This is a genomic window from Variovorax ureilyticus, from assembly GCF_050632185.1.
Classification (GTDB): Bacteria; Pseudomonadota; Gammaproteobacteria; order Burkholderiales; family Burkholderiaceae_C; genus Variovorax; species Variovorax ureilyticus_A.
The window spans coordinates 4,460,817-4,474,934 of record NZ_CP192579.1 but is presented as its reverse complement, the minus strand read 5'-3'; the positions used below and the strand labels follow the sequence as shown (position 1 = coordinate 4,474,934).

Genomic DNA, 14,118 nt, shown 5'->3' with positions numbered 1-14,118 from the left:
TAAATGCCATCCCCCATTGAGGATTTTCGTCGGCGGCAAGGAAGCCCGGCAGTTGCCGACGCAGCAATAATCGACTCGTGACCTCAGCGAACGAATTTGACAACTTGGGCGACGACCAGCTTGCAGCGCTGGCCGTGCACTGGCGCACTCGAGCGCTGCATGGAGAGCGGGAGGCCAACGGGCGGGCTCACGAGCTTGAGCGAGAACTGCGACGCAGAGCCGGTGCCGTGTCTACGCTTCGGGCAGAAATGCAGGCCCCCTCCGTGCGACAACGCCCATGGTGGGCATTCTGGCTCAAGCAATCTGGCCCGACGCTTGCGCCATGAATTGCGGGCCGCTTGGACGGCAAGGGACTACTCTTGCGCCGAGGGCCACGAAGGCCAAAAGCACCATATGGTCGCGAATGCCTGGGGCACCACCTCCTTCTCACGGATGGGCACCGGTACGCGTCACGGGTAGTCGGCGGCGACGGCGAGCATGCGAACAAAAGCAGCACCGGAATCTTCCTGACGGAGCTCGACGCCTTGGTCAGTCTCTGGGCCAGCCGACGTTCACCAGGCCTCGCGCTGATGGTCTGAGCAAAGACCGCCGACCTGCTAACCGAAGGTGTGATTTCGGACGCATCCTGCCTCGTCGCTGAACGGCCGGTCCTGGCCGTTCACGGCCTAACTTGGCCAACAGCAGCAAGTGGCCGCCGAGGCGCCGCAATCCAGCGCATTGGCCACAGATTGCCATGGCCCTGGGGAGGTGTTCTGAGGGCGCGCATCAGGCTCTTGTTGCGACACCATGGCGTTCAAGCGGGCCGACGCAGCGCATTTGCGAAAGCGCCGAACCATCAGCACGAAGCCGAGCGTCATGCCAAACCGAGCAAAAACCTGCTTGGCGAACTGTGAGCAAGACGCGCCACCGGCATGCACTCGGTGGGCACAGCTGAACCCCTTATACGGCGAGACGTAGCGCTGATAGCCCTCGATTGCCGATACTGCCATGCCTCTCATATGGTCGCCCTCATCGGTGTTGTTCTGGCCGCATTCTGCATGGCGCGCCGGCCATGCCTACTTGGCGTCTTTGCCCATCAGCTCCCACACGAGACCGGCAAGCCATCCCAGGCCGACGAGCCATGCTCCGACGTGAACGGCGTCCGCGGCTGGCGCCAGCCAATGGACCAGCATCGCAATCAGCAATCCAGCCACTACGCCGATGCAGGACCACGGTGAAGCGAGGACATCAAGCATTTCAGAGGCGCGCGGTGAGTGTCTGGTTGTGGCCCGGCTGGTGTCCCTTGAATAGGAACGACGCCCAGTTCGCAAAGCTCAGGCTCCAGGGGGAGCGTCATCGTTCGTGGGGACGTGAAACACCATGACTGAAACAATGAGCTCTCGATTCTGGTCCCCCGGCTGATGGAGTACATAGCGCAAGGCGCCCTCATGCTTCGACTTCCATTCCAGGGGGCGTTTGAAGTTGTCGTGAGCCCTCATAACCGAATCGATACCCGCAAGGACAGTGCTCGTGTCGATGCCACGGTTAAACACGAGGATGGCGGTTTTTGTATCCCGCCAGCACGTGTAGCCCAGCAGTTGGTCAACCGCCTCGGCCAGTTTCTTTGGGCCTTTCCAAAACTTGCATTCCGCAATGAAGACGTTGCGGTCCCCCTCTCGGAGCAAGATGTCAGTCTTGCCGCCGAAGTTGAAAGTTTCGCCGGTAGCACGCCCTTCAAACTGACCGTTCAGCTGAACTAGAAAGTGCTGCCGGAGCGCCTCTTCATCCATCCTAGCGAATGCGCTCGGACTGCGTTCCATGACCAGTGCCATGTTCTGGATGATTTGAAGGGCGTGCTCATACTGCGCCATGTCCCACACGGGCTCGGCCTTGTAGGGCGACCTCGATGCCGCAGGCAACGTGGGGGCTGCCTTCTTGCGCACATCAGGTATTGCATAGGTCTTCGGAGCACCGGTCCGCTCTCGAACGGGTATCCCAAGTGCAGCCACCCGATTCTGGTTTACCAGAAGTTGCTGCCGACGGCTTTCGACGACCTTCTGCGCTTCTTGCCGCAGCGAGGTGTTCATCGCGATGACCTGCGGATTTCCCCAGCCGATATGCTGCTCAATATCCGCCAGCAGCCTGTCAACGTCAGCGCGGATGTCGCTCTGCTTGTCGCTCGGCTGCTCGAACTCTAGGACGAGCGTGCTGCCTTGAATCCTAGCGCGTGGTGGATTCGTGCTGAACTGACTGGCTCGCATGTAGAACAGTTCGGATTCCCCGTCGAAGGGGACATAGACCTCTATGCGTTGCCCCGGAACATAGAAAGGACCCGAGCGACCGGGGGAAAAGTATCGATTTCCATCTCGACTCACGTCGACCTTCGTCTCCTGCTCGCTGACGCTCCACTCATCGCGGCGCAAGGCCAGCTCGGGCAGCGTGAACTTCTCTACCAGGTAATCGATAAGGTCCGACGGGGCCGTGTTCAGGAGTTGGTCTCCGTCGATATTTGCGACCTCATTTCGAAGGGCTTCGACGTGGGCATCGAGCACCTGCCTCAAATCCCGAGACGAGAAAAGATAGCCGCGGCTCTTGTCGATGAGATTGAACATTCGATTTTCTGATTGAAGCGTTCGAGGACTTCCCTCTTGCCCGTCTTTCGCGTGTGACCGCTGCCAGGCACGGTGCTTGGCTCGTGAACCAATTCTTTTCGAATCGTGCCATAGAGAGCGGGCCCACGCCGGGCGGCATCCTCCTCAAGAGGAAGGAGCCAGGCACTCCGCCCAGCGATAGCCAGCGTCTTCGACCCGCAAGGATGCGACTGTCCGGTCCAGAATTCTGCGGTGAGGTCGACCGGCTGGATTTGGCCCGCTTTGCGTCACCCCTGAAGAAGTGATGAGCGTAGCCTTTTTGCTTGCCACTACTGCACTGAGCAACTCACGCCCCTGAGCTGCAATGTGCGGCACAACTTTTCCAACACGATGTCGTTGTCGCGCTCGCTCACGAAGTAGCGCTGCGCTCGCAGCGCCTCCATTCCAGAATTCAGCGCCCAAACCGGCTCGTCGGAATTCCTGACCGAGCCTTCAAGGTAGTAGTCGAAGGTGTTGACGGCCTCGCGACTGACCCCATTCGCAAAGACACATTCGAAGCCAGAAATCCACTTTGAGAACTGCGTACTGATGCGGTGCAAGGCGGGGAATCGTCGGCGAAGCTGATTGGCGAGGAAGCGAACCTCCCCAATCGTCCATATCGCTCCACGTCGCTCCTTGGGAAGCAACACCGAAACCAACGGCGATGCCTCGGCATCAATCGAGTTGTCAGGGTGGTAAGCAATCTCGCCCAGGTCGCTGAAATGCAGGACAACCCCCAAGCTGTCTGGGCCTCCTTTGGCGGGGCTTCCAAGCTGCGGAACCAGTCGAGAACTTCTGAGCCTTCACCGGGCTTGTCGGCGAATCGGTAGGTCATTGGCATGCTGCGATTTTGAAGAGGGATGTCAGCGTGTGCACGCACTTCCAATCCGCCCCTCCGCGCGCTGCGAACGTCCGTACATGGACGCCCCCAAATATGCCAGGCAATCAGTTGCTGATGACTTGAAGGTTCGATTGCACCCGTACATCCGGACTTTCGCTGCGGCTTGTCGTCGCTGTCCCTGATGGGATTTGCTGGTCGGCTCCTCTATCGCTCCTTCGCACTCGAGGTGCCTCGGACGTTCTGGGCTTCGCCAACCACGGTCTTACCTGTCTTGCCATCAGTGCGTGATTGCCTGAGCAATCGGCGGTTCGTTCTCCTGCTTGCTGTGTAGATTGGTCGCCTTGCTACGTCGCAAGCTGGAGCGGCACGTAGTTAGAACGGAACTCGCGGCCGTGGGCGAGCAGCGCCCATACCGTTCGTACGTTCTTGTTAGCTAGGGCGACGGCGGCCACGTTCGGATGTCGTCGGTTCAACAGGCTCGCCAGCCACACGTTGGTGTTCACGGCCTTCTTCTGCGCCGCGACGATAGCCGAGCGAGCACCGTGAATCAGCAGCGTGCGCAGGTACACATCGCCGCGCTTGCTGATGCCCAGCAGCGTTGGCTTGCCCCCGCTCGAATGCTGCCTCGGCACCAGCCCGAGCCAAGCCGAGAGCTGCCGCCCGTTGTCGAAGCTGTTCGCATCGGCGATGGAGGCGACGAGTGCACTGGCACCCAGAGGTCCGATGCCGGGAATCTTCTCGAGCCTCAAGCTGAGCTCACTGCTGCGATGCCACGCCTTGATTTGGTCCTCGAACTCGTGGACCAGCTTGTCCAGCTCTTTGAGATGCTCGGTCAGGCGAACGATGAGTCGGCGGAACGACCCCGGCAGCTCATTGCTCGCGTCTTCGAGCAGCTCGGGCACCTGCTCGGCGACGTGACAGATGCCCTTCGGGATGACGAGGCCGAACTCGCCGAGGAGGCTGCGAATCTGGTTGGCCTGCGCGGTGCGGGCAATGACGAAGCCCTGGCGCGCACGATGAAGTGACAGCACCGACTGCTGCTCGACGCTCTTCACCGGAACGAACCGCATGCTCGGTCTGGCGACGGCCTCGCAAATGGCCTCGGCATCGGCCACATCGTTCTTGTTGCTCTTCACATAGGGCTTGACGAACTGCGGCGACATCAGGCGCACCGTGTGGCCGAATCCCTGCAGGGTGCGCGCCCAGTGGTGGGCGCTGCCGCAGGCCTCCATACCGATGAGGCACGGAGGCAAGTTCACGAAGAAGGTGGTCATCTGGTCACGCCGAAGCTGCTTGCGCAACGCGACCTTGCCATGCTCATCCACTGCGTGAACCTGGAACACGTTCTTTGCCAGGTCGATGCCAACAGTCGTAATCTTCATGGTGGACGCCCCTCTCGGTTCAAGTGGTTGGTGACACTTCCCACTTTGGCACATCGATGCCGTTACGAGTGGGGGCGTCCATCCCATTGCTCCTTGGTGAATTTGGAGCCGCGTTCGAGCGGCTGGTTCTGGCCCGACAACCGTCGGCGCGCCCCGGCCGCATTGCGCCAATTGCGGCAATGGCAAATTTGGGAACGCCGCCGGTCGCGCCGCGTCGTGGCCTCGGAGTTCACTCAGCCTCGCTGCGCTCGGTGTTGAACACGCTTAAAGCAACCCTAAGTGGCAAAGGCTAAGGGAGAGGGAGTTCCGGCAGTCATGTACCTCACCGACAAGGACGACCTCAAGGCGCTGGTCGGCGGCACGGGCGGCGAGGAAGGTCGAATCGGGTTCGTGGCGGCTACTCGAGCTCGAGACCTGCTCGTGGTGGCCATTCCAAAGGGGGCACCTGCCGCTGTGGTCGACCAGTTAAAAGCGCATGGCTTTGCGGGGTCAGACCCCGCGAAGCTGGCTGCCGCTGGCGTTGCGGCGCCAATTGCCCGACCGACCCCGCACATCAGCTGGTCCTAAGGTCGAGGATGACATCGGGCACAACGTGCTCTCCTTCAACGGGCGTCGCTCAGTTCTCGAGCGCTAGGCGCGCCAGCTTCTCGAGCAAGCTCATTTTCGAGTTGTCGCCGCCGACCAGCACCCCGTTTGTCATCGTGTGCAGGTAGAGCTGCACGAGCGGCAAATCCATGAGGCCGGCCATCGTCAGCGCGCCGCCGACGCCATAGTGCATCACGTCACGCATGCCGGAGAGGGAATCGCCCGCCCCGCTGATGCCGCCCTCTGGCGGCACGAACACCCGTGCGAACGTCCCGCAATCCTGCACCGGCATCCGTAGACCCACGCGCTCGCCACGCTCAGCATGCTCCGGTTTGAACATGGATATGTAGTACGGGAGCAGGTTGTACTCCCGCCCCTTGGACAGGAATCTTCCCTTGCTGCCTTCCTCGCGGCGCTTCGCCAAGTAGGCATCTTGGGCGGCAATGGCGTGCTCGATGCCGTCGTAGGCATCGTTCAGGATGATTTTGGGCACAAAGGCGCCCGCCCAGACCGTGAGCTTCTCGCCCGTGGCTTGGTCGACTGCCCAGAACTGCCCGTCGCGAACCGCGTCCTTGCCTTGCTCTTGCAGGAATTCGTACGCGAAGACGAAGTCCAGGACTGCCTCGCGGCTCCCCCAAGGAGTGCGGCGCACCCGCGTGACTGAGATGGTGTCTCCGTCGACGCGAACATCCACCGCCGCGATGGTTTGTTCTGGGTCGGCTCGGCCTGGTAGACGAGTGCGACGGGTCGCCAGGAGGGTGAGATTGGCCGGCACGCCGGCCGGCATCGCCGGGACGGTGACAGGCTTTCGTCCGAGCAGCACCTCCTTGAGCGACAGCTCCACCAAGCAGCGCTTCAGTGCCTCTTGCAGCTGCCTTGCGTCTTGGTCATCCGCCTTTCCAGGCCGGAGCGCCGCGAGCGCTTTGGGGCTGTAGTCCAGGCCCTGTGTCGCGGTCGCGAAGGTGTTCCGGGCTAGCAGGTGGTGGTACTTCGCCTGAGTGTATGGGTCCGCTCTGCCTTCGCCCTTGGCCAAGGCCGTGTACGCGGCGCTTGTCTTGGCAGGCTTAAATTCCTCGGAGGCTCCCTTGGCCAGCCGGACGCTTCCGAGGTCCTCGTCGCCCTCTCCGTTCAGGAACAGGTAGCTCAAGGCCGGCTCAAGCGTTTCGGGCACTGACGGCGCTGTGCGAATGTCGGGCGCCGGGAAATGCAGCTTCTTGCCGCCGGCGACGTGGTAGCCCGGCAGGTACTCCGGAAAACGAGCCAAGGGTGCCAATGCATCGTGGTCCAACGGCTGGAGCGTCGTGTTGACGACCACGAGCGGCTGATGAAGGTTGGCGAGGGGCTCTAGCGGGATGTACGCGTCGTCGACGCAGTGGGTCGCGGCGAACGTCTCTCGTGCAAACGGCACGTCGGCCTTGGTGAAGAGTCGAATCGCAAACTCGGTCAGCAGGTTCAGGTAATAGAACCGGGTGCGCCGAATCTTGTCTGTATCGAGGCTCAAGCCCTCCATCGGCGACTTGCGGCCGTCTTGCTCGTAGAACTCGTCCGGCACGATGCGCGTCACCCCGACCAGGAAACCCTCGCCAGCGCTAGCCAGCCGAGTTGCGGCGGCGCTCTCGGGTGTGGCCGTGACCTTCCGAGCGAATCGTTTTGCGGTCAGGTCGCATAACAGCAGGCCGTGCTTCGCGTTGACCGAGTACTCCGCCTGCGCCATTTGCAGGTGCTTCTTGGAGGCCTGGTTGGCGCTTCCCAAGTAGACGCCCGGCCCGAATCCGCCGCCAACGAACGTGTCTTCTGCGTCAAGCGCCGACGACTCGATGAGTTCCTTAAGCAACATCAGTTCGATGAACTTGCTCGGGCTGCCGGCGACTGCGTCCAGCATAGACTGCACATCGAGCTTCGGTCGTGGCCCGAGGTACCAAGCGTCCTTGCTGGACATCGTGAATGACAGCTTCAGGGCGGCGTCACCTTCGAGTCCGAGTTCCTTCGCAATCTGGGCACGTACAACCTTGGCCCGCTGCCGGAAGAAGCTAATGCCCTTCGGCGTTTCCTCGGTCGACTTGGGAAGCGGGATGGCGATGGGCACCAGGAGCCCGCCGTGGCTTGCTTGCCAAGTGGCCAGGGCTCGGGCAGCGTCAGCTACCGGAGCGGTGAACCGGAGAGCGCTGAGCCGAGCGTGAGCGACTGTGTTGCCGTCAAGAGTTCGAATCGGCATTACTTCCCCAGCACCGCTTCACGCAGGTTGGCATTCGGCATCCACAGGTCCGTCCCAGTGTTCGGCACATAGAGCGACATGAACCGGATGGTGCCCGCAGGCGGCCTTATGTCCGAAAACTTGTGTGCCCCATAAAGGTTCACGTAAAGGGTGTGGACGGTGTGGTTCGGAAGGAGTTCGCGCAGCCGCTGATGCTTTTTTCCGCCTCTTCTTTGAGTTGCGCCTTCTTCAGGCTGTCGGTGCTGCGGGCCCAGTTCTTTAGGTCCACCGCCACCAGCACATCGGGCGCCGGCATCAGGTAGTAGTCGAACAACTGGTACAGGTCGGCGTATAGGGGTGTTCGGCAACTTGCAGGTATTCCACCGGCCCACCTCCGAGCGCTAGCTGCTTTGGCCAGACATTGAACTGAGCCCCGACGTACTCCTCGAACTCCAGTTCCGCGATGTAGCCCTTCATGATTTCCGTCACGAACCAGGGCTGAGGAAGCAGGCGCTTGGTCTTGTCGGGTAACTTGAACCCGCGCCATTCCTTCAGATGCCCCTGTGTACCGGAGGAAAGTTGGCTGATGAGCCCTTCCGGGGCCACCATGCCAATCCAGTTGTAGGCGTCAGAACCATCTTCGGCATCGGTGACCACACGCTCGAATATGCCCGCGGCGCCGAAGTCGACCGTGTATATGTCGGCCATCGTCGGTACCTCAATGAAGCACCCGTCCCGGTACTCCATGGGCACGCCGGCGGTGGCCAGCTTGTCCAAGTACTTGAGGGGGTCGCTGAACATTGTCGAATCGAACAGGCGCTCCCACATCCCTCGAGCCGCCGCATCCGAGCGGAAACGCGCAGGGGTCTGGCTGGTGAAGCGACGGAAGGCAATGGCCTTCTTGAGGCTGTCGAGGTGATGCCGCTGTCGTTCCGCGTCAGACGGGAAGATGCTGGTTTCAATGTTGTGCCGGCGAATCTCCTCCAGCACCGCCCGCTGGGCCGGTGACGCTCGCTTGCGAAGCTCCGATGCGTGTCGCAGCCCCAGATGCACCATGCGAGCCGCTTCCGAGCTGACATACAGGTGCTGCGCCGGCATCTGCGTGTCGGGACGGCGCTCACCACGCCCGAGGGCCTGGAAGACCGTCCGGGTAATGTCGATGAAGTGCTCCTTCCGAAGCCGGCGCCACTTGTTCCTGGAGTACTCGAACAGCAAGTCACCCTTGGACATCGAAGACCAGTTCTCGTTCTCATCCCGAAGCACCTGGGCGAAGCTCTGGAACATCTCCATCGAGAAACCCGTTGAGCCGGGCCGCGTATGCCGGGTGTAGTACGGGTCGTTCAGCAGGCAGAACAGCTCGAAGTCCCGTTGCACGCCATGCTGGCGCGTGAGGAAGTTGATGCCGCGCGACGCCGACTTGTAGGCAGTCCACAGCAGCAGCTTCTTCTTGCTGATGTCGAGGGCTTCCTCCAGGTCATTGCTGAACTGGCCCTTGTCGTCGTCCTCCTCAAGCGCTCCGGTCTTCGTCTTGTCGCGCTTACGAAAGCGGGCGGCCGAATACAGCACCACCGTAATTTCCTCGGTGACGCCGAAGTCCCGATAGCTGGGAAGCGCCCGCGGGTCAATGACGAAGAGCTCACCCGTGGTGTCCTTTTGGGTCACTAAGCCCGTGCTCATGTTCGAGAGCCGCATCAGGCACTTGCGCACGTGCTGCGTTGTCTGGCAAAGCACGAGTCCCGAACGCATGGACGTCGAGAGCATCTTGTCCAAGCTCGCGACTAGGCCGGCCAGTTCGTCGCGCTTGTAGCTGTTCATCTGGGCGTAGCCGGGTTCGTCCTTCTTCGGCCGCGCGTCCTCGAACAACTGCAGCAGGCCCTTGAAGCTGCGCGAAACGCCGAAGGTGCGTGCCGGGTCTCGGTCATCCAGGATGACCACCTTGCGCTCACGCTTGCCCATCTGCCGCTCTGCGTGCTCGGAAACCACCTCGAGCTCATCTTCACCCATATCGGCAAAGTGACCGCCGCGGGATTCGAGACACCGCCTCAGATGTTTAGTGTTGAAGGCACCTGAGGACGCTGACTGCAGGCCACCGGTAGCGCTCATCAGGTAGACGCCGTTCGTGCGCCCCAGAGCGCGCACAATGTCCTCCTCGGGCGTCGCTCGAAGGGACGTGATGGTCAACGTCAAGCTGACGTCCGCCGTCATGTTGTATTCCTCGGCCTGATTGCGGCTCTCTTCCAGTGTCACCACGCTCTTGGTGTCCTTGAACAGGAACGAGTCGGTCAGCAGTTCCTTGTCGCTGGTTTCCGCAGCCAAGCCCTCTTCTGTCGCCCGCCCGTCGAACAGGCGGCGCACGTCGGACCGGAACCGGTCCAAGCTGGGATAGCGCTCCTGGTCGGTCTTCGACATCTCAATGGCGTTCTCTCCGCTGGTGACTGCCAACACTGAGGCCATGAAGACCACGAGATTGAGGTAATCGAGCAGCGTGAAGGCGTCCGCCGGGACCTCGCCATCGTGGTAGTCCAGCCGGATAGTTTGGTGGGCCGTGTCCCGTGTGAGCTGCACCTGGCGCAGGAACTCCGTGTCCATGACGCTCGCCGACTCTGTGAAGAAGGTCTGGCCAGGTTGGTCCAGCACCTCGCCGTAGGTGGACCGGCTCATGGTGAAGAATTTCTTATTGGCCACGAGTTCATGGAGGTCTCGGAAGGTCTCGTAAGCCGTGCTCCCCGGACGAGTGATGCTCAAGACGTAGTCGCGGATGCGCTTCAGAACGCGGGCCTTCTGACGGAACCGCTTGAAATCCGCGTGCGAGTCGTTGCGGTCATGCAGCTGCGCGAGCACCAGCTGCAGTTCGACGTCGTCGAACCGGCTGGCTGTTCTCGGCGCCTGCGCGGAGAGATGCTTGCGCAGGATTTCCACGCGCCGCGAGTCGTTGATGTACTTCGCGCCCGTCCGCGTTACCTCCATGGTGAATTCGTCCTCGACGGCCTTGCTCACTTGGGCGAAGTTCTCAAGGTTGTCGTAGACCTTCGTGGCCAGCGCCAGGTCCGTGGGCCCGTCGCGCCGCAGCTTCTCAAAAGCCATGGGCCACCGGAGGTCGAAGTACTGGAAGAACTCCGAGATGACGTGGTTCAGGTCGTTGCGGCCGCCGGAGTTCACCACCGACTTCCGCTGGTCAAAAAGATACCAGTAGGAGTCCTCTTCCTCGTCTACGAATGTGACGACGCGAGCAGAGTCCGGCCGACGCGACGCCATGCGGCCGAACTCGCTGCCGTCGCGGTTCAGCTCTTCTAGGAAAAGCGGCAGGTTCTCGAACTGGTGAGCCCTAAACCCGCCCTTGCCGTCAGGCCCGTACACCTTGTGGCCGACCTGCGCCTTCGAGGCCGTGCTGACGATAACACCGGGGTTGTCCAGGAACTCTTGTAGAGGATGCAGCCTGCGAACGAGCTCGGCCACCTCCTTCGCGCGCATGAACCGGTCGGCGTCCTGCTTCAGGCCGCGGGAATCCACATCAAGCTTGATAAGGCGCCACACGAGGCTGTCGGCCAAGCTCCGCGCCCGCTGGGCCGCCTTGAGATAGGCCGTCCTGGTGTCCTCGTACGTGTCGTCCGATGCAGCCATGGCGAGGAAGTTCGATTGCTCACAGTAGGCCGCCTTTTGCCGCAGCTCGTTCACCCGCGCTCGGACGCTCTTGTCGGTGTCAGCGTGCTTCGCGGACGTCTCCATGCGCGCGCAGACCTGCGGGTGCCGCTCCAGCCACCGAACGAGTGCCGGGCAAGACTGGAAGAAGCTCCGGTCGTTCAGGTGGTACTCAATGGAGTACAGCCGGTACACGGGAATGGCTGCGCCGCGGGCCCGGATGGCCGCTTCGATTTCATCGGCGTACTCGCCGGACTTCTGGTGCCTGCTCAGTTCCTCGCTGAAGCCTGAGACCAGGGACTGGAGCGGTGCGATAAACACCGGGATGACGTCGCAGTTGATGAACAGCTCGATGCTGAAGGCTGCGGCGGTGTAGGTCTTGCCGAATCCGGTGTACCAGTTCAGCAGCTTGACGAACGGCCGCTCGGAGGCGCGCAGGAACGGCTCCTTGAAGCCCTTCTGGAAAATGGCGCTGGCGGTCCTGGAGGACTTGGAGCTCATGTGGCTTCCCCCTCACTCCTGTTCAGCGAGCCGGAGAGTGTGTGTGTTTTTCTCTGACCCGGTTTGCAGTAGTCGATGTCCAGCAGCAAGGCGTGTGAAGCATCCGCACTGGCAACTTTTGGGGGCCTAGGGTGGGCGAACGTCAACAGCGCAGCAGCGCAGGATTCGTCGACAGGATGGGCGGCGTCTGCCGCAGGGGCAATGGCTATCACTGATGAGCTCCGAAACGGAAAGCCACTCGGGACGGCACGCGTTGTCCGGCTTTCCTGGAGTCACCAAGCCGGGATTCGATTCGGTCTCACTTACTGGCTTTGCCGTCGCTCGAAGGTCTCCCTCCGAGCCAGCGTGCACTGACAGGCGCCAACTTGCCTACGGTTCGGCTATGAACCGCGCCGCGATGATTACCGAACGCAACAGATGTGTCAACTAAATGCTGACTCGTGCGGCGCCTCTAGGGACGCGACTCGATGTGCAAATAGAGCATGTGCCCGAACGCAAAGGGCGCAATTGCGTCCCGGTCCACGGTTTCCGGCAAGTTGTCCAGCGGGTAGAAGGTCGGTAGCACCGCCGCATAGAGGTCAAGACCTCTCTCTTGGAGATTCAGGCGCAAGTCTTCGCCTTCCTGCGAGTAGACCAACTGCGGGAGTTCGTCTTCGGCGTTCACGAAGAGGCCTGCCTTTGTCAACGTGCGGAGCCGCAAGGAATCCGTCACCTCGGAGACCGCCTCGTTGATGGCGCTCTTGTCCTCCTCCGGGACATTCCCAAGCCTGTAGCGGACGGTATCTACGCGGGGAAGCAGCGCACGTAGTACCTGGTCGTCGTCTGCTCGGACCATCTCCGACTTGTTCGGCCTTGCAAAGAACCTATTGGGGTCGGCCGGCGAGAGCAGCTTGGTGATGCTCATGATGAATCCCGTGGGCAGTTCAGCGCGCATCTCTTCCTGGGCGCCCAGCGCTTCGCACATTGACTCCCATGTGTGGCCCGCCTCGTGAGCGGCTGTCAGCACACGATGCAGGTCCACCCGGTACGCCTCCTTCGGACTGCCGAGGTATTCGACGCGCTTCCCCACTTCGTGGTGCTTTACTTGTCCGGCAAAGATGTTCTTTGCAACTTGATACCGCCGGTGGAGCCGCTCCACGTCTTGTTCATCTAGCCGCCGGACGACCAGCCCCGGCACATATTCCCGAGGCCGCAACGTGCTGAGCTCCCAAACATAGCGCCCTGCGCCAATGCGCCACGCCTCGCCGTCCAACTGGAGGACGCCGTCCTTGCCGTGGTCCTTGATGGCCAGCTCGAACTGTGACCAGCAGGTCATCTCGTCGCCCCGTGCAATTTCGAAGCCGCTACCTGCCTGAAGCTCGTTGTCCTCGCGCAGGAGCACCAGCTCCGTGTTCGCCGCGTCGACAGTCACCGAGAGGTCCGAGGAGCTAGGAAGTTGCGCGACGCCCTTCTGGCTGTACTTTTGGCAAAGCTGAAGGACCGCGGCACCATCAAGTACGGCCATTGCACACTCTTCCAGGTGCCGACGCAGGAATTCGATTGCCGCGGGAGCACCGTCAAGCCAGTTGTCCGTAACTGCCTCGGTCTTTACGGTGAACAATGGGTCCGGCACCATTTGGCCGGGATAGGCCTCTCCTCTCGGAACTGCGGTTCCTATCATCAGGTATTGGTCGCCGACATGGACCTCGAACACCCGCGCACCCGACGCGCGGTGGCGCGCTTCGCACCAATGCACCATCCGCGGCGCCAGGTCCTGCCATGTCGTGAACACTTCTTCTCCGACAGCAAACATGCCACCGTCGCTCCCGTCGCCGGACAGGACCACCATTCGGAGCCGAGGCGCCTGTGACGCGTACTCTGCCTCGTGCCAGCTGGAATGTCCCTGAATTCGAGCGGCGGCCTCTAGACAGGCGGCGTGTTTGGCGCGAACGCCCGCACTTGTCAGCAGTGGCCGCAGGCGCTTGGCCAGATGTTTGAGGTCTTCGGCAGGCTGCGGCTGCAGCTCGCGGACGACCGCCAGTGCATTGTCGACTGTGAAACGGGGTGCGCGAACCTGAAAGTAGGTCCACAAAGCCGCTGCTTGCAGTGCGGGGGTGAGCGGGGCGCCGGGCGTCGCGGGGATGACCACAGTTGAGCTCCGTAGTGGAAGACACGAAGGACGGCACGCGTTGTCCGGCCTTCCGGGAGTTCAAAAAAGCCGGGGTCGGGTACTGCTACTTGCTACTTCAACTGGGCTTCACCGTGCCAGAAACACCTGGTGCGTGCACTGATGGGCGCCAACTTGCCCGCGACTCGGCTTGAACCGCGCATCCATAGTAGCCGCCCATCGCTGCGGGCGTCAAACCGGGCTACAGAGAACGTTCATAG

10 protein-coding genes are annotated in these 14,118 nt (G+C 61.6%); 1 reads left to right on the top strand and 9 read right to left on the bottom strand.

Annotated elements, in window-relative coordinates:
* Nucleotides 1–665: 665 nt before the first annotated feature.
* The 5 genes from yidD to ACQ858_RS22145 all read right to left on the bottom strand — a co-directional run bounded on the left by yidD (nt 666) and on the right by ACQ858_RS22145 (nt 4,832).
* Nucleotides 666–989: a membrane protein insertion efficiency factor YidD gene (gene yidD / locus ACQ858_RS22165; protein ID WP_431274667.1), complete on the bottom strand. Its 324-nt coding sequence runs from the start codon at nt 987–989 to the stop codon at nt 666–668.
* Nucleotides 990–1,055: 66 nt separating this feature from the next.
* Nucleotides 1,056–1,235, bottom strand: a complete 180-nt coding sequence (locus ACQ858_RS22160) for a hypothetical protein (protein WP_431274666.1) — start codon at nt 1,233–1,235, stop codon at nt 1,056–1,058.
* A gap of 78 nt (nt 1,236–1,313) precedes the next feature.
* The gene (locus ACQ858_RS22155; RefSeq protein ID WP_431274665.1) at nt 1,314–2,591 is read right to left on the bottom strand and encodes a hypothetical protein; all 1,278 of its coding nucleotides are present in this window, start codon (nt 2,589–2,591) and stop codon (nt 1,314–1,316) included.
* A gap of 308 nt (nt 2,592–2,899) precedes the next feature.
* Entirely contained in the window at nt 2,900–3,349 is a 450-nt protein-coding gene (locus ACQ858_RS22150) for a hypothetical protein (protein ID WP_431274664.1), read from the bottom strand.
* Nucleotides 3,350–3,794: 445 nt separating this feature from the next.
* Nucleotides 3,795–4,832 (bottom strand): IS110 family transposase, encoded by a 1,038-nt coding sequence (locus tag ACQ858_RS22145; protein ID WP_431274663.1) that lies wholly within the window; start codon nt 4,830–4,832, stop codon nt 3,795–3,797.
* 315 nt (nt 4,833–5,147) lie between these two features.
* Here ACQ858_RS22145 and ACQ858_RS22140 point away from each other — a divergent pair, with 315 nt between their 5' ends.
* Nucleotides 5,148–5,399 (top strand): hypothetical protein, encoded by a 252-nt coding sequence (locus ACQ858_RS22140; protein WP_431274662.1) that lies wholly within the window; start codon nt 5,148–5,150, stop codon nt 5,397–5,399.
* Between the two features lie 49 nt (nt 5,400–5,448).
* Here ACQ858_RS22140 and ACQ858_RS22135 read toward each other — a convergent pair whose 3' ends face one another.
* The 4 genes from ACQ858_RS22135 to ACQ858_RS22120 form a co-directional block, all read right to left on the bottom strand.
* Nucleotides 5,449–7,503 (bottom strand): hypothetical protein, encoded by a 2,055-nt coding sequence (locus tag ACQ858_RS22135; RefSeq protein WP_431274661.1) that lies wholly within the window; start codon nt 7,501–7,503, stop codon nt 5,449–5,451.
* Between the two features lie 268 nt (nt 7,504–7,771).
* Nucleotides 7,772–7,945 carry a hypothetical protein gene (locus ACQ858_RS22130; protein WP_431274660.1) on the bottom strand — a complete coding sequence of 58 codons (174 nt, stop codon included), beginning with the start codon at nt 7,943–7,945 and terminating at the stop codon, nt 7,772–7,774.
* Nucleotides 7,927–11,751 (bottom strand): hypothetical protein, encoded by a 3,825-nt coding sequence (locus tag ACQ858_RS22125; protein WP_431274659.1) that lies wholly within the window; start codon nt 11,749–11,751, stop codon nt 7,927–7,929. Before ACQ858_RS22125 ends, ACQ858_RS22130 begins: the two co-directional genes overlap by 19 nt.
* A gap of 451 nt (nt 11,752–12,202) precedes the next feature.
* Nucleotides 12,203–13,879 (bottom strand): hypothetical protein, encoded by a 1,677-nt coding sequence (locus tag ACQ858_RS22120; protein WP_431274658.1) that lies wholly within the window; start codon nt 13,877–13,879, stop codon nt 12,203–12,205.
* Between the last annotated feature and the right edge of the window lie 239 nt (nt 13,880–14,118).

What these genes read in the sequence shown, in the direction of transcription:
- yidD (WP_431274667.1), bottom strand. Translation starts at nt 989, where the DNA reads ATGGCAGTATCGGCAATCGAGGGCTATCAGCGCTACGTCTCGCCGTAT.
- ACQ858_RS22160 (WP_431274666.1), bottom strand. Translation starts at nt 1,235, where the DNA reads ATGCTTGATGTCCTCGCTTCACCGTGGTCCTGCATCGGCGTAGTGGCT.
- ACQ858_RS22155 (WP_431274665.1), bottom strand. Translation starts at nt 2,591, where the DNA reads ATGTTCAATCTCATCGACAAGAGCCGCGGCTATCTTTTCTCGTCTCGG.
- ACQ858_RS22145 (WP_431274663.1), bottom strand. Translation starts at nt 4,832, where the DNA reads ATGAAGATTACGACTGTTGGCATCGACCTGGCAAAGAACGTGTTCCAG.
- ACQ858_RS22140 (WP_431274662.1), top strand. Translation starts at nt 5,148, where the DNA reads ATGTACCTCACCGACAAGGACGACCTCAAGGCGCTGGTCGGCGGCACG.
- ACQ858_RS22125 (WP_431274659.1), bottom strand. Translation starts at nt 11,751, where the DNA reads ATGAGCTCCAAGTCCTCCAGGACCGCCAGCGCCATTTTCCAGAAGGGC.